Annotated in this window: 21 protein-coding genes; 13 read left to right on the top strand and 8 right to left on the bottom strand. The window is 65.6% G+C overall.

Annotation, left to right across the window (positions count from 1 at the left end):
- Positions 1–19: 19 nt before the first annotated feature.
- From BN2503_RS10230 to yddG, 4 genes are all read right to left on the bottom strand, one after another.
- On the bottom strand, positions 20–430 hold the full coding sequence (locus BN2503_RS10230) for a PaaI family thioesterase (protein WP_054256587.1): 411 nt from the start codon (positions 428–430) through the stop codon (positions 20–22).
- 34 nt (positions 431–464) lie between these two features.
- Positions 465–1,256 (bottom strand): SDR family oxidoreductase, encoded by a 792-nt coding sequence (locus BN2503_RS10225; protein WP_054256556.1) that lies wholly within the window; start codon positions 1,254–1,256, stop codon positions 465–467.
- Between the two features lie 107 nt (positions 1,257–1,363).
- On the bottom strand, positions 1,364–3,202 hold the full coding sequence (locus BN2503_RS10220) for an acyl-CoA dehydrogenase (protein WP_139235410.1): 1,839 nt from the start codon (positions 3,200–3,202) through the stop codon (positions 1,364–1,366).
- 70 nt (positions 3,203–3,272) lie between these two features.
- Positions 3,273–4,163: an aromatic amino acid DMT transporter YddG gene (yddG, locus tag BN2503_RS10215; RefSeq protein WP_054256554.1), complete on the bottom strand. Its 891-nt coding sequence runs from the start codon at positions 4,161–4,163 to the stop codon at positions 3,273–3,275.
- Between the two features lie 251 nt (positions 4,164–4,414).
- Here yddG and BN2503_RS10210 point away from each other — a divergent pair, with 251 nt between their 5' ends.
- From BN2503_RS10210 to BN2503_RS10170, 9 genes are all read left to right on the top strand, one after another.
- Entirely contained in the window at positions 4,415–6,283 is a 1,869-nt protein-coding gene (locus BN2503_RS10210) for a clostripain-related cysteine peptidase (protein WP_054256553.1), read from the top strand.
- Positions 6,284–6,413: 130 nt separating this feature from the next.
- Positions 6,414–7,518, top strand: a protein-coding gene (prfB, locus tag BN2503_RS10205) for a peptide chain release factor 2 (RefSeq protein ID WP_139235409.1) whose coding sequence is annotated in 2 segments (ribosomal slippage) — positions 6,414–6,494 and positions 6,496–7,518 — 1,104 coding nt in all. Because the reading frame shifts where the segments join, the coding sequence is not laid out codon by codon here.
- Positions 7,519–7,527: 9 nt separating this feature from the next.
- A complete protein-coding gene (gene pepN, locus BN2503_RS10200; RefSeq protein WP_054256586.1) occupies positions 7,528–10,248 on the top strand; it encodes an aminopeptidase N in 2,721 nt (906 codons plus the stop codon).
- A 17-nt stretch (positions 10,249–10,265) separates the two neighbouring features.
- Positions 10,266–11,276 (top strand): class 1 fructose-bisphosphatase, encoded by a 1,011-nt coding sequence (locus BN2503_RS10195; protein ID WP_054256585.1) that lies wholly within the window; start codon positions 10,266–10,268, stop codon positions 11,274–11,276.
- Positions 11,277–11,442: 166 nt separating this feature from the next.
- The gene (gene rimO, locus BN2503_RS10190; RefSeq protein WP_054256551.1) at positions 11,443–12,855 is read left to right on the top strand and encodes a 30S ribosomal protein S12 methylthiotransferase RimO; all 1,413 of its coding nucleotides are present in this window, start codon (positions 11,443–11,445) and stop codon (positions 12,853–12,855) included.
- Between the two features lie 122 nt (positions 12,856–12,977).
- Positions 12,978–14,909 (top strand): DNA polymerase III subunit gamma/tau, encoded by a 1,932-nt coding sequence (gene dnaX / locus BN2503_RS10185; protein ID WP_054256550.1) that lies wholly within the window; start codon positions 12,978–12,980, stop codon positions 14,907–14,909.
- Between the two features lie 24 nt (positions 14,910–14,933).
- Entirely contained in the window at positions 14,934–15,266 is a 333-nt protein-coding gene (locus tag BN2503_RS10180) for a YbaB/EbfC family nucleoid-associated protein (RefSeq protein WP_054256549.1), read from the top strand.
- Positions 15,267–15,269: 3 nt separating this feature from the next.
- On the top strand, positions 15,270–15,860 hold the full coding sequence (recR, locus tag BN2503_RS10175) for a recombination mediator RecR (protein ID WP_054256548.1): 591 nt from the start codon (positions 15,270–15,272) through the stop codon (positions 15,858–15,860).
- 81 nt (positions 15,861–15,941) lie between these two features.
- Positions 15,942–16,367, top strand: coding sequence for an MAPEG family protein (locus BN2503_RS10170; protein ID WP_054256547.1), 426 nt, complete (start codon positions 15,942–15,944; stop codon positions 16,365–16,367).
- 42 nt (positions 16,368–16,409) lie between these two features.
- On the opposite strand, the gene BN2503_RS10165 is transcribed toward BN2503_RS10170, so the two are convergent.
- Both BN2503_RS10165 and gloB read right to left on the bottom strand, forming a co-directional pair.
- Positions 16,410–17,915 (bottom strand): transglycosylase SLT domain-containing protein, encoded by a 1,506-nt coding sequence (locus BN2503_RS10165; RefSeq protein WP_054256546.1) that lies wholly within the window; start codon positions 17,913–17,915, stop codon positions 16,410–16,412.
- The gene (gloB, locus tag BN2503_RS10160) at positions 17,912–18,688 is read right to left on the bottom strand and encodes a hydroxyacylglutathione hydrolase (protein ID WP_054256545.1); all 777 of its coding nucleotides are present in this window, start codon (positions 18,686–18,688) and stop codon (positions 17,912–17,914) included. The genes BN2503_RS10165 and gloB overlap by 4 nt, the downstream gene beginning before the upstream one ends.
- Here gloB and BN2503_RS10155 point away from each other — a divergent pair.
- From BN2503_RS10155 to bamC, 4 genes are all read left to right on the top strand, one after another.
- Entirely contained in the window at positions 18,687–19,457 is a 771-nt protein-coding gene (locus BN2503_RS10155; RefSeq protein WP_054256544.1) for a class I SAM-dependent methyltransferase, read from the top strand. The two genes, gloB and BN2503_RS10155, sit on opposite strands and share 2 nt — an antisense overlap.
- 2 nt (positions 19,458–19,459) lie before the next feature.
- Positions 19,460–19,909, top strand: coding sequence for a ribonuclease HI (rnhA, locus tag BN2503_RS10150; protein WP_054256543.1), 450 nt, complete (start codon positions 19,460–19,462; stop codon positions 19,907–19,909).
- A gap of 166 nt (positions 19,910–20,075) precedes the next feature.
- Positions 20,076–20,972, top strand: coding sequence for a 4-hydroxy-tetrahydrodipicolinate synthase (gene dapA / locus BN2503_RS10145; protein WP_054256542.1), 897 nt, complete (start codon positions 20,076–20,078; stop codon positions 20,970–20,972).
- Positions 20,973–21,015: 43 nt separating this feature from the next.
- Positions 21,016–22,119, top strand: a complete 1,104-nt coding sequence (gene bamC / locus BN2503_RS10140; RefSeq protein WP_054256541.1) for an NlpB/DapX family lipoprotein — start codon at positions 21,016–21,018, stop codon at positions 22,117–22,119.
- A 186-nt stretch (positions 22,120–22,305) separates the two neighbouring features.
- On the opposite strand, the gene BN2503_RS10135 is transcribed toward bamC, so the two are convergent.
- Positions 22,306–22,578, bottom strand: coding sequence for a hypothetical protein (locus tag BN2503_RS10135; RefSeq protein ID WP_054256540.1), 273 nt, complete (start codon positions 22,576–22,578; stop codon positions 22,306–22,308).
- A 196-nt stretch (positions 22,579–22,774) separates the two neighbouring features.
- Positions 22,775–23,278: a hypothetical protein gene (locus tag BN2503_RS10130; RefSeq protein WP_054256539.1), complete on the bottom strand. Its 504-nt coding sequence runs from the start codon at positions 23,276–23,278 to the stop codon at positions 22,775–22,777.
- Between the last annotated feature and the right edge of the window lies 1 nt (position 23,279).

Genomic DNA, 23,279 nt, shown 5'->3' with positions numbered 1-23,279 from the left:
TTTGGTATCTAAAAAAGGCTCAGTCGGACGCCACGGTGCCCCCCGCCTGCGCGGCGGGCACGAGCTTGAACGTGCCCGAAGCATGGCAGCACAGGTTGCCCTGGGTGTCGAACACGCTGCCCTCGACAAAGGCCATGGCGCGCGTGCGGTGCAGCAGCCGCCCACGCGCCACCAGCGGGCCGCGTGCGGGCTGCAGGAAGCTGGTCTTCATCTCGATGGTGACGGCCCCCATGCCCGGCGCCACGCTGCGCGCGGCGATGGCCATGGTGACGTCCAGCAGCGTCATGCTGGCGCCGCCATGGGTGACGCCGAAGGAATTGAGATGCCCGGGCTGCGCTTCGTAGTGCAGCTCCGACTCGCCATGCTCTGCCCGCGCCAGGCGAAAGCCCAACGTGTGGACAAAGGGAATGTCAGCGCCGAATTCGCGCATGCGCTGCGTTGTGCCGGTGTCCATCCGTCGCCGCTCAGCCGCCGACGAGCGCGCTCACGCCACCGTCCACCGCCATCCACTGGCCGGTGATGTGCTTGCCTGCGGCGCTGGCATAGAGCATGGTGATGCCCTTGAGGTCTTCATCGTCGCCCAGACGGCGCAGGGGGGCGTGGCGCTTCATTTCATCCTCGCCCAGGGTGTCGATGAGCACCTCGGCCATCTTGGTGCGGAAGAAGCCGGGGCAGATGGCATTCACCGTGATGCCGTGCACGCCCCACTCGCCCGCCAGGGCGCGCGTGAAATTCAGCACCGCGCCCTTGGAGGTGTTGTAGGCAATGGTCTTCATGCCCACGGGGTTACCACCCAGCCCGGCGATGGAGGCGATGTTGATGATGCGGCCGCTTTGGCGCGGAATCATGCTGTGCTTGGCGATGGCCTGCGACAGCAGGAAGTAGCCGCGCACGTTCAGGTTCATGACCTTGTCCCAGGCGGCCAGCGGGTGGTCTTCTGCCGGTGCGCCCCAACTCGCGCCGGCGTTGTTCACGAGAATGTCCACATGGCCCATGCGCTGCAGCGTCTCAGAGGCCAGGCGGGCGATGTCCTCCTCCTTGGCGCAGTCGGCGGCGATCCAGCGCGCGTCGATGCCCTGGGCCTGCAGCTCGGCCGCGGCCTGCTCCAGGTCCGCCGCCTTGCGCGAGGTGAGCATGACACGCGCGCCCGCTTCGCCCAGCGCCTGCGCCATCTGCAGGCCCAGACCGCGCGAGCCGCCGGTGACGAGGGCGGTCTGGCCCGTGAGATCGAAAAGTTGTTGCACGCTGCGCGCCATGGTGTGTTCTCCTGATAGTGGTTCTTGCGAAAAAGTATTGTGAAGAGAGCCGGGCAGCGCGGCTGTCGCCTGTGCGATTGGCACAGGTTTGGCTGCCCGCAAGCGTCTCAGAAGGCGTCTTCGGCCAGCCCTGCGCAGGTGGCATCGCGCGTGCGCACCACGGCCAGCCAGGCGCCGATCTTCGGCAGCTCGTAATGAAAGAAATAGCGTGTAGCGCCCATGCGGCCAGCGCTAGCAGCTACTGAAAGCGTAGCATCCGCAGCGAGCACGCTGCACGCCACGTCAAGCCACATCCATGCCAACACCACATGGCCGAAGGCCTGCATGTAGGGCACGGCATTGGCCAGGGCCTCGCCCGGGTTGCCCGTGGCCCAGGCGGCCTGGGTGGCTTCGCCCACGTCCTGCAGCGCCTGGGCGAGCTGGCCTGCGTACACCGCCAGCGCCGGGTGCTGGCGCGCCTTGGCAAGGGTGGCTTCGATGGTGCGCGCCAACAGCTGCAGCCCGGCTCCGCCTTGCATCACGACCTTGCGGCCCAGCAGGTCGGCGGCCTGGATGCCGTGCGTGCCCTCGTGGATCATGTTCAGGCGGTTGTCGCGCCAGTACTGCTCCACCGGGAAGTCGCGCGTGTAGCCGTAGCCGCCGTGGATCTGGATGGCCAGCGAGTTGGCCTCCAGGCAGAACTCGCTGGGCCAGCTCTTGGCGATGGGCGTGAGCACCTCCAGCAGCAGCTTGGCCTGGGCGGCGGCCTCGGCATCGCCCGTGCGGCCCTCGTCCACCAGCTTGGCGCAATACAGGTTGAGCGCCAGCGCGCCCTCGCTGTAGCTCTTTTGTGCCAGCAGCATGCGCTTGACGTCGGCATGCTCGATCAGACGCACCTGGGGCGCGCTGGCGTCCTTGCCGCCATTGCCGACCGGACGGCCCTGCAGGCGCGTCTTGGCGTAGTCCAGGCTGGCGTAGTAGCCCGCCAAGCCCAGCATGGTGGCGGCCATGCCGATGGAGATGCGCGCCTCGTTCATCATGTGGAACATGCACTTGAGGCCCTCGCCCGGCTTGCCCACCAGGTAGCCGATGGCGCCCGCACCACCACGCACGGGGTACTTGCCTTCGCCAAAATTCAGCAGCGTGTTGGTGGTGCCGCGCCAGCCCAGCTTGTGGTTCAGGCCGGCCAGGGCTACGTCGTTGCGCTCGCCGGTCAGGTTGCCTTCGGTGTCCACCAGTTTCTTGGGCACGATGAACAGCGAGATGCCCTTCACGCCCGGCACCAGCTTGCCGTCGGGCCCCGGAATCTTGGCCAGCACGAGGTGCACGATGTTTTCGGTCAGCTCATGGTCGCCCGAGCTGATCCACATCTTGTTGCCGCGCAGGCGGTAGCGCGGGCCCAGCGGGTCGGCCTCGAAACCCTCGCCATCGGCTTCGGCGCGGGTGGTGATGTCGCTCAAGGAAGAGCCAGCCTGCGGCTCGCTCAGGCACATGGTGCCCGCCCAGCGGCCGTTGAACTCGTTGGCGGCAAACACCTGCTGCTGCATGGGCGTGCCGTGCACCAGGATGGCGTTGGCGTTGCCGGTGGTCAGCAAGTTGGAGCCGATGCTGATGGACGCGCAGGCGAAGAAGCTGCCCGCCGCCGACTCGACCACGTAGGGCAGTTGCATGCCGCCCATTTCATAGTCCTGCGCGGCGCTGAGCATGCCGCTGTCGGCAAAGGCCTTGCGCGCGTCATAGGTGCACTGCGGCAGGATGACCTTCTCGCCGTCGAACTGCGGCTCTTGCGTGTCCACAGTGCGGTTGAACGGCGCGTACTTCTCGCGCGCGATGCGCTCGCAGGTATCGAGCACGGCATCAAAGGTCTCGCGCGAGTGGTCGGCGAAGCGCGCACGCGCGGTGAGCGAACCCGCTTGCAACCAGTCGTAGAGCAAAAAATCGAGGGTGGAGCGAAGGGAGGTGGTCATGCGGCAAATTATGAAAGCACCACCCCGGCGCGGCATGTCCGCTGCGTGACGCAGCGAGGCGGCAAGACGGCTAGCTCGCCCGGCCCCGCGTTGCCAGCCAGCACAGGATGGCCCCGCCGCACACCATGAACGCGCCGATCCAGAACGAGGCCGGCAGCGGCACCCGCAGCAGCGCCGCCGCCAGCGAGGCCGAGAGCACCGGGATGAAATACGACGCCCCCGCCAGGATGGTGACGTTGCCATGCAGGATGCCCACGTTCCACGCCGCATAGCCGAACCCCATGGCCGCCGCCGCGAGTGCCAGCTGGATAACCGTGGGCACACTCCAGTGCATGCCGCCCCCCCCGCCCACCAGGAACTTGCCCCACAGCGCCAGGGCCGTGAGCATGAAGAACAGCGTGATGCCGTTCTTGCCCTCGGCCATGCGTGCCGTGACGGCGCAGTAAGCGGCCCAGATCAGCGCGCCCGAAAAGGCCAGCCCGTAGCTCAGGGGGTTGTCCTGCACGTTCTCCAGCATGCCCGCCAGGTCCACGCCGCGCTCGCCCCCCAGCACCCAGCCAATGCCGGCCAGCGACACCAGCAGCCCTGGCACCACAAGCCAGTTGGCGCGCTGCCCGTTGAAAAGGATGGCCGCCACCATGGTGAAAGTGGGCCAGAGGTAGTTGACCATGCCCACCTCGATGGCCTGCTGCCCCGTGTTGGCGTAGCCGATAGACAGCGACAGGCACAGCTCATAGGAAACAAACAGCAGGCTGCCCCAGAACAGGTAGCGCCGGGGCATGTCGCGCAGCCGCGTGAAGCCCACCGTGGCCAGCAGCAGCGCCGAGGCGACGGTGTAGATCATGGCCGCGCCCCCCGTGGCCCCCAGCCCCTGGCTGACGCCACGGATCAGCCCCACGATGGAGGCCCACAGGACGATGGCGATGAGGCCGATGAGCGTGGCTCTGTTCTTGCTAATCATGGGCGGGGATTATCCGCAGGCTTGGAATACGCAGCATTTTGGCCTGAAAACCGCTTGCAGCAAGCGCTAGAAGCTATCAAAAATGAAGTCCATCGGTCGCAGCGACACCACGACTGCGCCCCCGCACGGCGGCATTTCTGGGCATGAGAGCGCACAGCGCATGCACATGCGCTTAATGCATTTGTACGATGGACGCCCTCTGCACGCTTCTCTAGACTGCAGCGCATTTGCGCAACCCGAAGGATCTCCGCATGAAACGACGCACCCTGCTTCAGCACTCCGCCGCCCTGCCCTTGCTGGGCTTGCTCACAGCCTGCGGTGGCAGCGGCCCCAGCGAGGACTTGCCGAGCACGGCGCAGACCACGCTGCTGGTGTATCTGGTGGCCTCGGACCTGCTGGATGGCAGCGGCGCCGAGCGCGACCTGCTCAACATGCTCAAGGCACGCAACAGCGCCAACGTGAGCGTGGTGCTGCAGATCGGCGGTGGCGCCACGGCAGGCCAATACCCGGGCATCGACATGCAGGAAACGCGCCGCTACCGCCTGGTGCCGCGCCCGGGCACGGCCGAGGGCTGGGCGCTGCAGGCCCTGCCGGATGTCCAGCAACCGCCCGCCGTGGCCATGAACCTGCCGCAGACGCTGCAGGATTTCATCCAGTGGGGCACGCGCCTGTTCCCGGCCAGGCAGTACGCACTGGCGCTGTGGGACCATGGCGGCGGCCCCATCCACGGCTTCGGCAACGACAAGGCCCTGGGTGGCGGCAAGGCGCTGTCGCTGGCGGACATTGCCTCGGCGCTGAAGAACGCGGGCGTGGGCTTCGAACTGATCGGCTTCGACTGCTGCCTGATGGCCAGCCTGGAGGTGGCCTCGGGGCTGGCCCCGCACGGCCGCTACCTGGTGGGCTCCGAGGAGGTCACCACCGGCTGGGACTGGACCAAGGTAGTGGATTTCATCGCCGCCAACCCGCAAGCCAGGGGAGACGCCCTGGGCCGCGCCATCGTGGACAGCTACAAGGCGTTCGACGAAACCGACCCGCTGGATTTCACGGCCTACTCGGTCTCCGACCTGGGCAAGACCGCGGCGCTGGTGCAGGTGCTGGACCAGGTGGCGCTCACGCTCCAGAGCGCCATTGCCTCCCAGGGGCTGCAAGCCTGGTGGGCCATCGCCGTGGCGCGGCGCGCGGCGCAGGACTTCCAGTCCAACCTGTTCCAGACCGATGCGGACCTGGTGGACGTGAAGTCATGGATCCATGAACTCGCCAAGGTGGACATGCTGCCGGCGGCACTGGTCAGCCAGTTCGACGCGGCCTTCGGCGCGATGGTGGTGCACGCCGATGGCGGCGAAGACGACGCCTATGGCCTGATGATGTATTTCCCGCTCTACTCCACGCTAAATGCCCAACTGCTGGCGAAATACCGCGCGGTGCCGTTCTCATCGACCTACCACGCGCTCATCGACACCTATACGGCCTTTGCCGCCAGCGACCAGATGCCGTACATCGACGTGGGCACGCCCCGCATCGAGGGCGGCGTGGCCGTGGCCGACGTGCGTACGGTGCCCCGCCCCACGCTGCAAAAGGCGTTGCCGGTGCTCACGCGCCCGTTCGACGAAGGCTTTTGCGCCCTGGCCGTGGACGGCATGGCGGTGTCGATGCAGGCGGCCACCGTCCAGGACCAGCAGATACGCATGGCGCGCCACCAGCTCTGGCCCATGGTGCAAGGCCAGTTCGTCACGCTGCTGCCGGAAGACCCGCAGGACGACAGCCTGTACCAGATTCCCGTGCTGCGGGTGGACGGCGGCCGCGACGACAACGGCCTGCTGATGGCCATGCGCGAGAGCGACGGCCGCCTGCGCATCCGCTGGTTCGTCGCGCAGGGCACGCTGGCGGGCTCCTCCGCCGCCATGCTCACGCTGTCCCCTGGCGAACAGTACCAGCCGCAGCGCCTGAACCTGGAAACCCATGCCTGGGAGCCTGCCGATATCGCGCTCACGGCCCCAGAAGGGGACTGGCTGGTGACCCTGCAAGCGCCTCCACCGCCAGTGGAGTACTACACCCTGCACATGGTGGCGTCGGATCTGACCGGCCAGTTGCGCAGCTCAACACCCGGGCTCGTGCTGTAAGCCGGGTGCCGCGCCACATCGGGTTTACCGGTGTGGCGCGACACGCCCCGCGCAGCGGCGCGCCGGCGGGAAAAGCATCCCATGAGAAAATCGCGGGTTATTTCAAATCAAGAGCCAGGACACCCGCACCATGGAAGCAGAACGCATCAACCTCATCGGCACCACCCTCGAAGACCTGTCGAACCGGACGCAAGAGTTACGGAGGTATCTTTGACTACGATGCTAAGTACGAACGCCTGCGCACGGTAAACGCCTCGCTGGAAGACCCCGGCGTCTGGAACGACCCGAAAAAGGCCCAGGAACTGGGCAAGGAAAAGAAGTCGCTCGACGCCGTGGTGCTGACGCTGCAAAAGCTCACCACCGAACTGGCCGACAACGCCGAGCTCTATGAAATGAGCAAGGAAGAAGGCGACGACACGGGCCTGGAAACCATCGAGGCCGAAACCGCCAAGCTGCGCCCGCTGATCGAGGAGCTGGAGTTCCGCCGCATGTTCAGCAACGAGGCCGACCCGCTCAACTGCTTCGTGGACATCCAGGCCGGCGCCGGTGGCACCGAGGCCTGCGACTGGGCCAGCATGCTGCTGCGCCAGTACCTGAAGTACGCCGAGCGCAAGGGCTTCAAGGCCACGGTGGAAGACGAAACCCCTGGCGACGTGGCCGGCATCAAGAGTGCCACGATCAAGATCGAGGGCGAATACGCCTATGGCCTGCTGCGCACCGAAACCGGCGTGCACCGCCTGGTGCGCAAGAGCCCGTTCGACAGCTCGGGCGGCCGCCACACCTCGTTTGCCTCGCTGTTCGTTTACCCCGAGATCGACGACTCGATCGAGATCAACATCAACCCTGCCGACGTGCGCACCGACACCTTCCGCGCTTCCGGTGCGGGCGGGCAGCACATCAACAAGACCGACTCGGCCGTGCGCCTGACGCACATTCCGACCGGCATCGTCGTGCAGTGCCAGGACGGCCGCAGCCAGCACAGCAACCGCGATGTGGCGTGGCAGCGCCTGCGCTCGCGCCTGTACGACTTCGAGATGCGCAAGCGCATGGAAGAACAGCAGAAGCTGGAAGACACCAAAACCGATGTGGGCTGGGGCCACCAGATCCGCTCGTACGTGCTGGACAACAGCCGCATCAAGGACCTGCGCACCAACGTTGAAGTCTCCGCCACACAGAAGGTGCTGGACGGCGACCTGGACGTGTTCATCGAAGCCTCGCTCAAGCAGGGCGTTTAAGGAAGCATGATGAAAGAAGGACAAGCCACCGCCATCCACCGCCTCGACTATGCGCCTCCGGCGTACTGGATCGACACGGTGGACCTCGCATTCGACCTCGACCCCGTCAAGACCCGCGTGCTGAACAAAATGCGCCTGCGCCGCAACCCGGCCGTGGCGCCCCAGCCGCTGCGCCTCGATGGCGAAGAGCTGAACCTGGCGCGCGTGCTGGTCAACGGCGCGGGCACCTCGTTCAAGATGGAAGGTGGCCAACTGGTGCTGGAGAACCTGCCCGAGGGCGATGCGCCGTTCGAGCTGGAGATCTTCACCACCTGCGCGCCGGCAAAGAACACCCAGCTGTCGGGCCTGTACGTGAGCGGCGACACCTTCTTCACACAGTGTGAGGCCGAGGGCTTCCGGCGCATCACCTACTTCCTCGACCGGCCCGACGTGATGGCCAGCTACACCGTCACGCTGCGCGCCGACAAGGTGGCCTACCCGGTGCTGCTGTCCAACGGCAACCTGGTGGACAGCGGCGCGCTGGAAGACGGCCCCAACGGCCCCCGGCATTTCGCCAAGTGGGTCGACCCCCACAAAAAGCCCTGCTATCTGTTCGCCCTGGTGGCCGGCAAGCTGGTGGCACGCGAGCAGAAGATCAAGAGCCGCGCGGGGCGCGAGCACCTGCTGCAGGTGTACGTGCGCCCCGGCGACCTGGAGAAGACCGAGCACGCCATGAACTCGCTCATGGCCAGCATCGCCTGGGACGAGGCGCGCTTCGGCCTCTCGCTCGACCTCGACCGCTTCATGATCGTCGCCACCAGCGACTTCAACATGGGTGCGATGGAGAACAAGGGCCTGAACGTCTTCAACACCAAGTTCGTACTGGCCAGCCAGTCCACCGCGACCGATGTCGATTTCGCCAACATCGAAAGCGTGGTCGGGCACGAGTACTTCCACAACTGGACCGGCAACCGCGTCACCTGCCGCGACTGGTTCCAGCTCTCGCTGAAAGAGGGCCTGACCGTGTTCCGCGACCAGGAATTCAGCATGGACATGGCGGGCAGCGCCTCGGCACGCGCCGTCAAGCGCATTGAGGACGTGCGCGTGCTGCGCACCGTGCAGTTCCCCGAGGATGCCGGCCCCATGGCCCACCCGGTGCGGCCCGACAGCTACGTTGAAATCAACAACTTCTACACCGTCACCATCTACGAAAAGGGTGCCGAGGTCGTGCGCATGCAGCACAACCTGGTGGGCCGCGAGGGCTTCGCCCGGGGCATGAAGCTCTACTTCGAGCGCCACGACGGCCAAGCCGTAACCTGCGACGACTTCGCCCAGGCCATTGCCGACGCCAACCCGGGCAGTGAGCTTGCCAATCGGCTGGAGCCCTTCAAGCGCTGGTACAGCCAGGCCGGTACGCCGCGCGTGCGAGCCGAAGGACAGTACGACGCAGCGGCCCGCAGCTACACCCTCACGCTGACGCAAAGCTGCCCACACACGCCGGGACAAGCAGAGAAGCAGCCCTTCGTCATCCCGGTCACCCTGGGCCTGCTGGCGCCGGACGGCACCGCCCTGCCGCTGCAACTGGCCGGCGAAGCCGCACCTGGCGCCACCGAGCGTACCGTGGTGCTGGCCGAGCCGCAGCTGACGCTCACCTTCGTCCACCTGGATAGCGCACCCGTGCCGTCGCTGCTGCGCGGTTTCAGCGCCCCGGTGGTGCTGGACTGCGCCTACAGCGATGCCGAACTGCTGACCCTGCTGGCCCACGACAGCGATGCGTTCAACCGCTGGGAAGCGGGCCAGCGCCTGGCACTGCGCTTTGCTATCAATGCAATAGCTGGTAGCGCAGACCAGGAAAGCGCTGGAGCCGAAAAACCCTTGCACCCCGCATTCGTGCAGGCCATGCGCGAGGTGCTGCGGCACCCGCAGCTTGACGCGGCGTTCAAGGAGCTGGTGCTCACCCTGCCCTCCGAGGCCTACATCGCCGAGCAGCTCGACGTGGTCGATCCGCAGCGTATCCACGCGGTTCGCGAAGCCATGCGTGCCCAGTTGGCCGACGAACTGCAGGCCGACTGGGCCTGGGCTTGGGAAGAGCACCAGGACTGCGGTGCCTACCGGCCTGATGCGGTGAGCACCGGCCGCCGCGCGCTGGCTGGCCTGGCGCTGTCCATGCTGTGCCTGGCGGCCCGCACCAGCGGGGACACGGTTTGGCCCGGCAAGACCTACCAGCGCTTCAAGACGGCGACCAACATGACCGACCGCTTTAATGCGCTGTCGGCCCTCGTCAGCAGCGGCCACGAGCTGGCCCAGCCGGCGCTGGCGCGTTTCCATGCCCTGTTCAAAGACGAGGCGCTGGTCATCGACAAGTGGTTCGCCCTGCAGGCCAGCGCGCCCGACCGTGGCGGCGACGTGCTGCCGGCCGTGCGCCAGCTCATGAAGCACCCGCAGTTCTCGCTCAAGAACCCCAACCGCGCGCGCAGCGTGATCTTCAGCTACTGCAGCGCCAATCCGGGCGCCTTCCACCGCGCCGATGCGGCGGGCTACGTGTTCTGGGCCGACCGCGTGCTGGAACTCGACGCCCTCAACCCCCAGGTGGCCGCCCGTCTGTCGCGCGCGCTGGACCGCTGGCGCAAGCTGGCCGAGCCCTACCGCACCGCGGCCCGCGAAGCCATTGCCCGCGTGGCCGCCAAGACCGACCTGTCCAACGACGTGCGCGAAGTCGTAACGCGCGCGCTGGCTGACGGCACCGATTGACCAAGGAGTTTGAAACCATGAAGCAAAAGAACATCAGCCTGACCCGCTACCTGGTGGAGCAGCAGCGCGTGGACGGCCTCATTCCCGGCCAGCTGCGCCTGCTGCTCGAAGTGGTGGCACGCGCCTGCAAGCGCATCGCCCTCGCCGTCAACAAGGGCGAGCTGGGCGAAGTCATGGGCTCCGCCGGCACCGAGAACATCCAGGGTGAAGTGCAGAAGAAGCTGGACATCATCGCCAACGAAACCCTGATCGAAGCCAACGAATGGGGCGGCCACCTCGCCGCCATGGCCAGCGAGGAAATGGAAGGCATCTACCTGGTGCCCAACCGCTACCCGCTGGGCGAATACCTGCTGATGTTCGACCCGCTCGACGGCTCGTCCAACATCGACGTGAACGTCAGCATCGGCACCATCTTCAGCGTGCTCAAGAAACCCGAGGGCCACCCCGGCGTGACCGAGGACGACTTCATGCAGCCCGGCAACCAGCAGGTGGCCGCCGGCTACTGCATCTACGGCCCGCAGACCACGCTGGTGCTCACGGTGGGCGACGGCGTGGCCATGTTCACGCTGGACCGCGAGCAGGGCTCCTTCGTGCTCACGCGCGAAAACGTGCGCATTCCCGAGGACACCAAGGAATTCGCCATCAACATGAGCAACATGCGCCACTGGGACGAGCCGGTCAAGCGCTACATCGACGAATGCCTGCAGGGCAAGGAAGGCCCGCGCGGCAAAGACTTCAACATGCGCTGGATCGCCAGCATGGTGTCCGACGTGCACCGCATCCTGTGCCGTGGCGGCGTCTTCATGTACCCCTGGGACAAGCGCGAGCCCAACAAGCCCGGCAAGCTGCGCCTGATGTACGAAGCAAATCCCATGGGCTGGCTCGTCGAACAGGCGGGCGGTGCGGCCACCAACGGACGCCAGCGCATCCTGGACATTCAGCCCACGCAATTGCACGAACGCGTGAGCGTGATCCTGGGCTCGAAAAATGAAGTGGAACGCGTGACCAGCTACCACAGCGGCACCTGAGTTCGCCCCGCGCGGGCGTTGGGCCATGGACTCGCCCAAAGTCCATGGCCCGTCCTACGATCGCACTACACGTCGATCAAAGAAAGCGGCAAACATAGGCAATCCAGCGGGCTGGCTTAAAATCCTTGCCCCCACCTCATCCGCCAGGCCGCCCTGCGGAACCTCCATGAATTCACATGCCCACGAAGCGGCCGCGACTTCTGCGACCGCCAAGACACCCAAGGTCGGGTTCGTCTCCCTCGGATGCCCGAAGGCACTCACCGACTCCGAACTCATCCTCACGCAGCTCTCTGCCGAGGGCTACCAGACCTCCAAGACGTTTGAAGGCGCGGACCTGGTGATCGTCAACACCTGCGGTTTCATCGACGATGCCGTGAAGGAAAGCCTCGACACCATCGGCGAAGCGCTGGCGGAGAACGGCAAGGTCATCGTCACCGGCTGCCTGGGCGCGCGTGCCGACGATGGCGGCGGCAACTTGGTGAAAGGCGTGCACCCCAGTGTTCTGGCGGTCACGGGCCCGCATGCCACGCAGGAGGTGATGGAAGCCGTGCACACGCACCTGCCCAAGCCGCACGACCCCTTCCTGGACCTGGTGCCCGGCGCCTTTGGCGAGGCAGGCATCAAGCTCACGCCGCGCCACTATGCCTACCTCAAAATCAGCGAGGGCTGCAACCACCGCTGCACCTTCTGCATCATCCCGTCGATGCGCGGCGACCTGGTGTCGCGCCCCGTGGGCGATGTGCTCAAGGAAGCCAAGGCACTGTTCGAAGGCGGGGTGAAGGAGCTGCTGGTCATCAGCCAGGACACCTCGGCCTACGGCGTGGACGTGAAGTACCGCACAGGCTTCTGGGACGGCAAGCCGGTCAAGACGCGCACGCTGGAGCTGGTGCGTACGCTGGGCGAGATTGCCGCGCCCTACGGCGCCTGGGTGCGCCTGCACTACGTGTACCCCTACCCGAGTTTGGACGAGATCATTCCGCTGATGGCCGAAGGGCTGGTGCTGCCCTACCTGGACGTGCCCTTCCAGCACAGCCACCCCGACGTGCTCAAGCGCATGAAGCGCCCGGCCAGCGGCGAGAAGAACCTGGAGCGCATCCAGCGCTGGCGCGCCATGTGCCCGGATCTGGTGATCCGTAGCACGTTCATCGCGGGCTTTCCAGGTGAGACGGAAGAAGAATTCCAGCACCTGCTCGACTTCATGCGCGAGGCGCAGATCGACCGTGCGGGCTGCTTCGCCTACAGCGATGTGCATGGCGCCGACGCCAACCAACTGCCCGGCATGCTGCCGCAGGCAGAGCGCGAGGCGCGCCGTGCGCGCTTCATGGCCGTGGCCGAAGAAGTCTCCACCACCAAGCTGCGCAGCCGGGTGGGCGCCACCATGCAGGTGCTGGTGGACCATGCACCGGCCATGGGCCGCAAGGGCGGGCGCGGGCGCAGCTATGCCGATGCGCCCGAGATCGATGGCGTGGTGCACCTGCTGCCGCCCGAGAAGATCAGCAAGCAGTTCAAGGTGGGCGACTTCGTGCGCGCGCGCATCGTCCAGGCGCAGGGGCATGACCTCGTAGCGCAACCGCTCTGAAACTTCATTTTTGATAGCTGCTAGCGCTTGTCAGCAAAGCGCTGGAGCACGATTTCATGCCTAAACCTTACCCCTGCAGCCCCGGCGGGCTCTGGGATAGGGACGGCTAGAATCCCCCTCCTATGTCCTATCTCGTACTCGCCCGCAAGTACCGCCCGCGCAATTTCTCGGAAATGGTCGGGCAGGAGCATGTGGTGCAGGCGCTGACCAACGCCCTCACGCAGCAGCGACTGCACCATGCCTACCTGTTCACCGGTACGCGCGGCGTGGGCAAGACCACGGTGTCGCGCATCCTGGCCAAGTCGCTGAACTGCCAGGGGCCGGACGGCCAGGGTGGCATCACCGCCACGCCATGCGGCGTGTGCCCGGCCTGCACAGCCATCGACAGCGGGCGTTTCCCCGACTACACCGAGCTGGATGCGGCCTCGAACCGCGGTGTGGACGAGGTGCAGGGCCTGCTGGAGCAGGCCGTGTACAAACCGGTGCAGGGGCGCTTCAAGGTCTTCATGATCGACGAAGTGCACATGCTCACGAACACGGCGTTCAACGCCATGCTCAAGACGCTGGAGGAGCCGCCCGAGTACCTCAAGTTCGTACTGGCCACCACCGACCCGCAGAAGGTGCCGGTCACCGTGCTCTCGCGCTGCCTGCAGTTCAACCTGCGGCCGATGGCACCCGAAACCGTGCTGGAGCACCTCACGCGCGTGCTGGCCCAGGAGAACGTACCCGCCGAGCCGCAGGCGCTGCGCCTGCTGGCGCGCGCGGCGCGTGGCTCCATGCGCGACGCGCTTTCACTCACCGACCAGGCCATCGCCTTCGGCAGCGGCCAGCTGCAGGAAGCCGGCGTGCGCCAAATGCTGGGCGCCGTGGACCGTTCGCATGTGCTGCGCCTGATTGAGGCGCTGGCACTCGGCGATGGCCGCGCGGTCGTGGAGACGTCGGACACGCTGCGCGTCAACGGCCTGTCCGCCGCATCCACGCTGGAAGACATGTGCGCCGTGCTGCAGCGCATGGCCGTGCTGCAGGCTGTACCGCAAATGGCCGAGGCGGTCGATGGCAGCGACCCTGAGGCTGCGGAAACCGTGCGCCTGGCCCAGTTGCTGCCCGCCGACGAAACCCAGCTGCTCTACAGCATTTGCCTGCACGGACGCACCGAGCTGGGGCTGGCCCCTGACGAATACGCCGCACTCACCATGGCGCTGCTGCGCCTGCTGGCGTTCAAGCCCCCGGGGTTTGTAGCGGGCAGCGTGGAAAAAAAAACTCTAACGCCTGCTGAGCCCGTGCCCTCGGGGGGCTCCGAGACCGTCACGGCCACGCCAACAGCCACGGCGGCGCACGCCGAGCAAAGCCCTGGCGTGCCACCCATGCCTCCTGCGCCGGCCGATGCGGGAGTCCCCGAGGCATTTGACACCTCCGCGCCCCCTTTCGAGGAAACCTTCCCCACGCCGGAATCCCCGCCCGAGCCAATGGCAGTGGATGCCGCCGCCCCCATCGCCCTGCCCGTGCGCTCCATCGAGGAGGTGGCACAGCGCGTACCGCTGGAGCCACCCGCTGCGCATGAGCCGCCACCCGTCATGCGCATTCCCGTGCGCGAAGCGCCAGAGCCCGGGCCGCGCCTGCAGCGACAGGGCGCCAGCAGCGGCGCGGCAACGCGCTTCACGCCCACGCCGGATGGCGCCTTTTGGCACACCACGGTGCAGGCGCTGATCGCGGCAGAGGCCATTACGGCGCTGGCGCGCGAGCTGGCTCTACAGTCCCAGCTCGTGGCCCGCGACGGTGCGCACTGGATGGTTCGCGTCGAGCGCGAGTCGCTCAACCAGCCCACGGCACGCGAGCGCCTGCGCACCGCCCTGGAAGCCGCCGGCCACGCCCAACAGCTCACGGTGGAGGTGGGCGCCGTCACCGACACCCCGGCGCGCCGCAACGCCGCCGCGGCCGCCGAGCGCCAGCGCGTGGCAGAAGATATCGTGAACAACGACCCGACCGTACAGGCCCTGGTGCGCGAGCACGGCGCGAAAATCGTGCCCGGCAGCATCAAGCCCGTTCAACCCTAGACCATTGAAAGCAAGGAAACACGCATGTTCAACAAAGGACAACTCGCCGGCCTCATGAAGCAAGCCCAGGCCATGCAAGAAAACCTCAAGAAGGCCCAGGACGAACTGGGCAACATCGAGGTCGAAGGCGAATCGGGCGCCGGCCTGGTGAAGGTTGTGATGACCTGCAAGCACGACGTAAAGCGCGTGACCATCGACCCCAGCCTGCTGGCCGACGACAAGGACATGCTCGAAGACCTGGTGGCCGCCGCCTTCAACGCCGCCGTGCGCAAGGCCGAGGAAACCTCGCAGGAAAAGATGGGCAAGCTCACCGCAGGCATGCCCGGCCTGCCCGGCGGGATGAAGTTCCCGTTCTGACCGATGGCAGACGCGGGCGCGCTTGACGCGCTGGTCCAGGCCCTGCGCATTCTGCCGGGCGTCGGCATCAAGTCCGCACAGCGCATGGCGTTCCATTTGCTGCAACGCGACCGCGCGGGCGCCGGCCAACTGGCCCTGGCCTTGCAAACGGCAGCGACCTCGGTGCGCCACTGCGAGCGCTGCCACACCTTCACCGAAGCACCGGTGTGTGCCACCTGCCTCGACCCGGCGCGCGACCGGGCCCGGCTGTGCGTGGTCGAAACCCCGGCCGACCAGGCTGCCATGGAGCGCACCGGCGCCTATGCCGGGTTGTACTTCGTCCTCATGGGGCGCCTGTCTCCGCTGGACGGTGTCGGCCCCAAGGAAATCGGACTCACCCAGTTGATTGAGCGCGCCTGCGACGGCCAGGTGCAAGAAGTGATTCTGGCCACCGGCTTCACAGCCGAGGGCGAGGCCACGGCCCATGCCATCAGCGAAGCGCTGAAGCGGCGCGGGCTGCACGTCACCCGGCTGGCGCGCGGCGTGCCCGTGGGCAGCGAGCTGGAATATGTCGATCTGGGTACCATTGCCCACGCATTGGTCGATCGGCGATGAGCGTACAGCGGCTCTTTTTGCTCACCTATTCATAGCACCTAGCGCACGGCTGGCGGGCGCAAGAACCCTCAAAGGCTTGAAATGAACACCCCCTTGCATGTTGCCCGCTTCACGGTGGCTTACTGGTGCGTTCTGGTTGCGGCTGTGCTGCCGCTGGTATGCGCTTTGCTCGCCAAGCGGGCGGGCATGGACAAGTCCTCCCGCCAGGGTGGCTATGACAACCACGACCCGCGCGGCTGGCTGGCGCGCCAGACGGATTGGCGCGCCCGCGCCAATGCGGCGCAGGCCAACAGCTTTGAAGCGCTGCCGTTCTTCATTGGCGCCGTGGTCATTGCCCACCAACTGGGCGCGCCCCAAACCCTACTGGACCTGCTGGCGTGCCTGTACATCCTGCTACGCGGCTTTTACATCATGATGTACGTCGCCGACATGGCCACCGCGCGCAGCGCAGTGTGGGGGGTGGCCTTTCTGGTGAATATCGGTATCCTCTTCATCGGCTATCGCTGACAGCCACCAGCGCCACGGCCCGCAAGCAGCGCGCCCGGATTCTCAGCGGCGCTTCACCTTCGAGGGCGTACCGCCTCGGCGCGAAGGCTTGCTCTCCCTGGCAGGTGCCTGCGCGGTCTTGCGCGTGCCGCCACCGCCCTTGCCCGCGCTGGCACGCACGGGCAGGTGCAAGACGATCTGCTGGCCAACCTTGAAGGCCGAACCCAGCTTCACATCGTTCCAGTCGGCCACGCTGGAGGCGCTGACCCGGTAGCGCTGGGCGACGCTGGCGACGGTGTCGCGCTTGCCAGCGCGCACGGTGGTGCGCTTGGTAACAATCTCTGGTGCGAGCGCCAGTTGGCCGTTATCGGCCAGGCGGCCAGTCACGTCTTCCTGGATGGCGCTGCCACGCGGCACGATCAGGGCCGAGCCTGCCTTGATGAGCATGCGTGGGGGAATATCGTTGAGGCTACGCAGGGCACTTTCACTCATGCCCACGCGCTGTGCGGCGTCGCTCACGCTCAAGGTACGTGGTGCCGTCCAGACGGTCCAGCTCGCGTACTGGCCCTGGTCGTAAGCCTCCAGGTTGCGGCGGAACACCTGGGCGTTATCCCAGGGCAGCAAAATCTGCGGTGTGCCTGCAGCAAAGATCACCGGCTTATTGAGCGAGGGGTTCAGCGCGCGGAAGTCCTTGAGGTCCACGCTGGCCAGCTTGGCCACCAGTTCCACGTCGATGTCCCGATCGATCTCCACGGTCTGGAAATAGGGGTGGTTGGCGATCAGGGGCAGCTCGGCCCGGAAGCTGTCCGGGTCGGCCACGATGTTTTTTACCGCCTGCAACTTGGGTACATACAAGCGCGTCTCGGCAGGCATGTTCAGCTCCGTATAGCTGGTGCCCAAGCCCAGGCGCTGATTGCGGGCAATGGCCCGGCTCACACTGCCCTCGCCCCAGTTGTAGGCGGCCAGGGCCAGGTGCCAGTCACCAAACATGCCGTACAGCTTTTGCAGGTAGTCCAGCGCCGCACGGGTGGAGGCGAGCACATCGCGCCGGTCATCGCGGAAAGCGTTTTGCTTGAGGTCGAAGTAAGTCCCCGTGGCAGGCATGAATTGCCACATGCCTGCGGCCTTGGCACTGGAAACAGCCTGCGGGTTGAAGGCACTTTCGATATAGGGCAACAGCGCCAGCTCGGTGGGCATGCCACGGCGCTCCAGTTCCTCAACGATGTGAAACAGGTACTTACTGGAGCGCTGCGTCATGCGCAGGATGTAATCAGGCCGGGTGGAGTACCACTGCTCGCGCTCCTGCACCAGGTCCGTCTGCAGGTCCGGCATGGCAAATCCGCGCCGGATGCGATCCCACAGGTCGGCCGGTGGCGTCAGCGAAGCCACGCCGGGGCGCCGCACTTGCGCCGGCGTGATGGGCTGCAGAGGCTGTGAGGGTATGAGGCTGCTGGAGGTTCCTTGGGACTCAGAGGCAACGTCGCTGGAGGAGCTTGCGCCCCCCTGGGTGGTGGCGCAGCCTGTGAGCCACAGCAGGCCGGCGAGCAAGAGAACGTGCAATAACTTCATCGAAAATCGTTTTTCCAAGCACGCAGCGCGGCAAGCACCGCGACTGCATTGTGGGGATCAACCTGGGGATCATGCGCCTGGGCGCTGGCAGCCACCGCCTTTTCGCGCGTACGCAGGAAGGGGTTGATGGCACGCTCCTGGGCCATGCGCGCTGGCAACGTGGGCAGGCCCTGCGCACGCAAGGCCTCACACTCGGCCTGGTAATGGAGCAACGCTGCGTTGCCTGGTTCCACGGCATGCGCGAAACGCAGGTTGGAAAGTGTGTACTCGTGCGCACAACACACGCGGGTGTCGTCCGGCAGCGCAGCCAACTGATCGAGCGAGGCCAGCATCTGGGCTGGCGTTCCCTCGAACAAGCGGCCACAGCCGCCGGAGAACAGCGTGTCGCCGCAAAACAGTAGCGGTGCTGCATCGTCCGGCACAGCGTAATAAGCAATGTGCCCTGCTGTGTGGCCAGGAACATCAAGCACCTGCCAAGAGCATCCCAGCAAATCCAGGGCCTGTCCCTGGGACAGGCCCGTGAAGGGCCCTGGGATGGCCTCCCGTGCGGGACCGTACACGGGCGCACGGGTGGCTGCGTGGAGTTGTGCCAAGCCACCGACATGGTCGCCATGGTGGTGGGTGACTAGAATGGCTTGCAGCTGCAGCCGCAGGTTTTGCAAGGCCTGCAGCACCGGCGCAGCATCGCCTGGATCGACCACCAGGGCCTCGCGCCCATCGTGCAGCATCCAGATGTAGTTGTCGGCGAAAGCAGGCAGTGGCAGCAAATACATGAGCGACGAAATTATAGGTTTGCACCAATGGTTCGAGTCTGCCCCGGGCCGTTACCTGCTCGAATGGGAACAGGCGCATCTGGATGATGCCGTGGCCGATGTATTCGGCTACCACGCGTTGCAGGTGGGCATGCCCTGGCTGCAGGGGCTGCGCGCCAACCGCATGACGCACCGCTGGCTGGCCCTTGGGACGGAGTACCTGGCACAGCCAGTGCAGCAGCCCGCCCTGTGGGCTGATCCCGTGGCACTGCCCTTCCCGGCAAACAGCCTGGATCTCGTGCTCCTGCCGCACGCCCTGGAACACAGCCCCGACCCCCATGCCGTATTGCGGGAGGTGGCGCGCGTGCTGGTCCCCGAGGGGCGGGTTGTGGTGTGCAGCATCAACCCGGCCAGCCTATGGGGACTACGCCAGCGCCTGAGCTGGGGCCAGTTGTACCTGCCCGACGCCGGCGAGTTCATCGGCCACTGGCGCCTGCGCGACTGGCTGCGGCTGCTCGACTTCGAGGTCGAGGGCACGCACTTCGGCTGCTGGCGCCCGGCGGTGCGCAGCAGCCAATGGCTGGAGAGATTTCGCTGGTTTGACGTCTGGGGCCGCCGCTGGTGGCCGATACTCGGGGCCGCTTATTTTGTGGTGGCGGTCAAACGCGTGCATGGCATGCGCCTGCTTGAGCCCGCGTGGCGCAGCCAGCGCCAACGTGCCGGGGCCTCGGTCCCGCTGGTCAGCCGCGCGCCAGGCACCTGGGCCGGCCACCACCTTCACAAGGACTGAGTTTGAACCAAGTCGAGATTTATACCGATGGTGCCTGCAAAGGCAACCCGGGCCCCGGGGGCTGGGGCGTACTTTTGCGCGCGGGCAATGTGGAAAAGGAGTTGTTTGGCGGTGAGCTGGGCACCACCAACAACCGCATGGAGTTGCAGGCCGTGATTGAGGCCTTGTCCGCACTCAAGCGCCCTTGCGCTGTCACGCTGTACCTGGACAGTGAGTATGTGCGCAAGGGCATCACCGAATGGATCCATAACTGGAAGGCCAAGGGCTGGCGCACAGCGTCCAAGCAGCCGGTCAAGAACGTCGAACTATGGCAGCGCCTCGACCACCTTGTGGGCCAAGCGGGCCACCGCATCGAGTGGCGCTGGGTGAAAGGACACGCTGGTGACCCTGGCAATGAGCGTGCGGACGCCCTGGCCAACAAGGGCGTCGACAAGGCGCTGGGCAGGGGATAGCGCGGCGGCGCACGCTGCATGCGGCAAGATAGCCGCCGCCCCTGCACGCTTTGGGCAGGCTTTTACCAGGGACAAGTGCTCCTCCAGGGAGGCTCAACACACGCCCGAGTGGTTCACGCAGACCATCCCTGGCTAGAATGCTCTTTTACCGTTTTTTCCTGCGGACATGACCTCTCCCAGCGCCCCCCTCACCGGCAGCATCGTCGCCCTCGTCACACCCATGCACGAGGATGGCAGCGTGGACTACGCCACGCTGCGTACATTGATCGACTGGCACATTCAGGAAGGCACGGACTGCATCGGTGTGGTCGGCACCACCGGCGAATCCCCCACGGTCAACGTGGAAGAGCACTGCGAAATCATTCGCGTTGCTGTGGAACAAGCTGCCAAGCGCGTGCCCATCATGGCGGGTTGCGGCGCCAACTCGACGGCCGAAGCCATCGAACTGGCAAAGTTCGCCAAAAAGGTCGGGGCTGACAGCCAGCTTCAGGTCGTGCCGTACTACAACAAGCCCACGCAGGAAGGCCAGTACCAGCACTTCAAGGCCATTGCCGAAGCCACCGGTGAACTGCCCATCATTTTGTACAACGTGCCCGGCCGCTCGGTCGCAGACATGCAGCACGACACAGTGCTGCGCCTGGCGCAAGTACCCGGCGTGATCGGCATCAAGGAAGCCACGGGCAACATTGAGCGCGCCCAATGGCTGATTCGTGATGTGCCCAAGGGCTTTGCCGTCTACTCGGGCGATGACCCGACAGCGGTTGCGCTGATGCTGTGCGGCGGCCAGGGCAATATCAGCGTAACGGCCAACGTAGCCCCGCGCCTGATGCACGAACTGTGCGTGGCAGCTCTTGCGGGCGACGTGCGCCGGGCCATGGAAATCCAGTTCCAGCTGATGCCCGTGCACAAGCACCTGTTCGTGGAAGCCAACCCCATCCCCGTGAAGTGGGCCATGTCCCGCATGGGTCTGTGCAAGGGCACTATGCGCCTGCCCATGACGCCGCTGAGCACCGCCAACGAACCAGTGGTCGAAGGCGCGCTGCGCGCTGCAGGCCTGCTGTGATCCAGTAACCCTTCACCTGTTCCAGACAACCGAGGACGACCGCGTGAACACAACGACCCGTGTAGGCCTGCTGGGCGTAGCCCTGGCTTTGAGCGCCTGTGCCAGCAGCTCCTTCGAAGGCGACAAAATCGACTACAAGAGTGCCGTCAAGGGCTCCACCCTGGAGGTGCCCCCTGATTTGACACAGCTTGCACGCGATAGCCGTTACACCACGCCAGATGGCGTGGTGTCGGCCACGGCCTATCAGGCCGGCCAGGACGCCAAGCCCACTTCGCCCACTGCCAAGACCGGTGCCGTCAGCCTGGGCGACGTGCGCATCGAACGCGACGGCAACCAGCGCTGGCTGGTGGTCAAGCGCCCGACAGAGGCCCTGTGGGATCCGGTGCGCACCTTCTGGGCCGACAGCGGCTTCAACCTGGCGACAGAAAACCCAGACATCGGAATCATGGAAACCGACTGGGCCGAAAACCGCGCGAAGCTGCCCCAGGACGTGATCCGCCAGACCATCGGCAAGGTGTTCGACTCGCTGTACTCGACGGGCGAACGAGACAAGTTCCGCACCCGCCTGGAGCGCAACGCCAACGGCGACACCGAGATTTACATCAGCCACCGTGGCATGGTCGAGGTTTACAGTTCGGAGCGCAAGGATTCGACCGTGTGGCAACCGCGCCCGGTCGATCCTGAGCTGGAAACCGAATTCCTGCGCCGCCTCATGGTCAAGCTGGGCGTGAGCCAGGAAGAATCGAAGGCACTGGCCAGCACCCCCGTGCAGCGTCCGGCCTCAGCACGCTCCGTGACTTTGAGCGGCGCCCCGGCAATTGAAATGGACGAAGGCTTCGATCGCGCATGGCGCCGCGTTGGCCTGTCGCTGGACCGCACCGGCTTCACCGTGGAAGACCGCGACCGCAGCCAAGGCCTGTACTTCGTGCGCTACGTGGACCCCGGCAGCACCGACAAAAAGGAGCCAGGCTTCTTCGGTAAGTTGTTTGGCAGCTCGTCGGCGGCCACACCGCCGCTCAAGTACCGTGTGCAAGTGCGCGGTGAAAGCGCCAAATCCACGGTGATGGTTCTGAATGCCACTGGTGCGCCGGACAGCTCGCTGAACGCGGCACGCATCATCAAGGTTCTCGCCGACGATCTGAAGTAATTCCCTTCGCCCCATCCGTCGATCCCGATCTCAGATTTCGGCGGATGGAAAAACGGCATTGCCTTGATGTGCCATGCCGTTCCCCCTGAAACCAGGCGCCCATAAAAAAACCGATTGCACAAACTGCAATCGGTTTTTTTATGGGCTGCACAAGGCCTCAAAAAGGCCACGGTGCAACGGCAAGAATTACTTGGCTTCGGAAGCAGCGCCAGCAGCAGCGGTGGCGGCGGCATCAGCAGCAGCCTTGGCAGCGTCTGCAGCAGCGTCGGTGGCAGCGGGAGCTGCAGCCTCGGCGGCAGAAGCAGCGGCTTCAGGAGCGGAAGCGGGGGCTGCGGGTGCAGCTTCAGCGGGGGCAGCTGCGGGAGCGGGAGCCTGTGCCGGAGCCGGTTCTTCCTTCTTGCCGCAAGCAGCAAGGGCAGCAGCAGCGATCACGGCAGCCAGGACGAGGGACTTGTTCATTTCAGTTTCCTAAAAGGGAGAGAGAGAATCTGGAAATGCCATAACGGCTCGCTTTTCAGCCGCAGTCGCTCTGGCAGAGTCGCTAGGTACGCGAATTTGACTCAGCTCAGAATTATAAGAATATTCTGTCAATAGTGGCTAACACCAAGGGTTAGACCTCAGGCACTAAAACGCAAATTTATGCAAAGACAGGGCGCTACAGACCCAAAACCGTCGCCGGAAAGCCTGGCGCACTGCGCCGCAGCAGCCACTCATCCAGGGTTTCCCGCAGCAGCACCCGGCGATTCGGCTCATCGCCGGTCACGCCAACACAGCGTTCGGCATCAAGCCGGTGCAACACCCAGGTGGGAGACCACAGCGCGCTAGGGATATCTGCCGCGTTGGCAGCCGGGCTGCGCCGGCAGGTAATTTTGTGATCCCAGGTGCCACGCCAGCGCACGAAGCGCGGATGGCGGCGCACGACTTCGTCGTAGGTCCGGGCCAACAGCGTCAGACGCCGCCCCTGGCGCACCCAGGCATTCAGTGCCTCGATCACCGCGCCCTCCCCCAGCGGCCAATCCCAAAAATCGGCATCGCTCAAAATCAGTTCGGGCCATCCCTCGCGCGCAGCGCAATCCAGCGCGGAACGCACCAGGCCCTGGAACTCCTCACGCCCGGCAAAACGCCCCACGGGCAATGGCGCTTGCTGTGCGTCCGTCATG

Origin of the sequence: Paenacidovorax caeni (assembly GCF_001298675.1) — a bacterium.
GTDB classification, from domain to species: Bacteria; Pseudomonadota; Gammaproteobacteria; order Burkholderiales; family Burkholderiaceae_C; genus Paenacidovorax; species Paenacidovorax caeni.
The sequence above is the reverse complement of the archived record's forward strand: the minus strand, read 5'-3'. Positions and strand labels throughout refer to the sequence as shown.

Excerpts from the sequence above, each read along its gene's own strand:
- BN2503_RS10230 (WP_054256587.1), bottom strand. The coding sequence starts at position 430 with ATGCGCGAATTCGGCGCTGACATTCCCTTTGTCCACACGTTGGGCTTT.
- gloB (WP_054256545.1), bottom strand. The coding sequence starts at position 18,688 with ATGTATTTGCTGCCACTGCCTGCTTTCGCCGACAACTACATCTGGATG.
- BN2503_RS10155 (WP_054256544.1), top strand. The coding sequence starts at position 18,687 with ATGAGCGACGAAATTATAGGTTTGCACCAATGGTTCGAGTCTGCCCCG.
- rimO (WP_054256551.1), top strand. The coding sequence starts at position 11,443 with ATGAATTCACATGCCCACGAAGCGGCCGCGACTTCTGCGACCGCCAAG.
- pepN (WP_054256586.1), top strand. The coding sequence starts at position 7,528 with ATGAAAGAAGGACAAGCCACCGCCATCCACCGCCTCGACTATGCGCCT.
- BN2503_RS10180 (WP_054256549.1), top strand. The coding sequence starts at position 14,934 with ATGTTCAACAAAGGACAACTCGCCGGCCTCATGAAGCAAGCCCAGGCC.
- BN2503_RS10220 (WP_139235410.1), bottom strand. The coding sequence starts at position 3,202 with ATGACCACCTCCCTTCGCTCCACCCTCGATTTTTTGCTCTACGACTGG.
- BN2503_RS10130 (WP_054256539.1), bottom strand. The coding sequence starts at position 23,278 with ATGACGGACGCACAGCAAGCGCCATTGCCCGTGGGGCGTTTTGCCGGG.
- BN2503_RS10195 (WP_054256585.1), top strand. The coding sequence starts at position 10,266 with ATGAAGCAAAAGAACATCAGCCTGACCCGCTACCTGGTGGAGCAGCAG.
- recR (WP_054256548.1), top strand. The coding sequence starts at position 15,270 with ATGGCAGACGCGGGCGCGCTTGACGCGCTGGTCCAGGCCCTGCGCATT.
- dapA (WP_054256542.1), top strand. The coding sequence starts at position 20,076 with ATGACCTCTCCCAGCGCCCCCCTCACCGGCAGCATCGTCGCCCTCGTC.
- BN2503_RS10135 (WP_054256540.1), bottom strand. The coding sequence starts at position 22,578 with ATGAACAAGTCCCTCGTCCTGGCTGCCGTGATCGCTGCTGCTGCCCTT.
- BN2503_RS10170 (WP_054256547.1), top strand. The coding sequence starts at position 15,942 with ATGAACACCCCCTTGCATGTTGCCCGCTTCACGGTGGCTTACTGGTGC.
- yddG (WP_054256554.1), bottom strand. The coding sequence starts at position 4,163 with ATGATTAGCAAGAACAGAGCCACGCTCATCGGCCTCATCGCCATCGTC.
- dnaX (WP_054256550.1), top strand. The coding sequence starts at position 12,978 with ATGTCCTATCTCGTACTCGCCCGCAAGTACCGCCCGCGCAATTTCTCG.
- BN2503_RS10165 (WP_054256546.1), bottom strand. The coding sequence starts at position 17,915 with ATGAAGTTATTGCACGTTCTCTTGCTCGCCGGCCTGCTGTGGCTCACA.
- BN2503_RS10210 (WP_054256553.1), top strand. The coding sequence starts at position 4,415 with ATGAAACGACGCACCCTGCTTCAGCACTCCGCCGCCCTGCCCTTGCTG.
- BN2503_RS10225 (WP_054256556.1), bottom strand. The coding sequence starts at position 1,256 with ATGGCGCGCAGCGTGCAACAACTTTTCGATCTCACGGGCCAGACCGCC.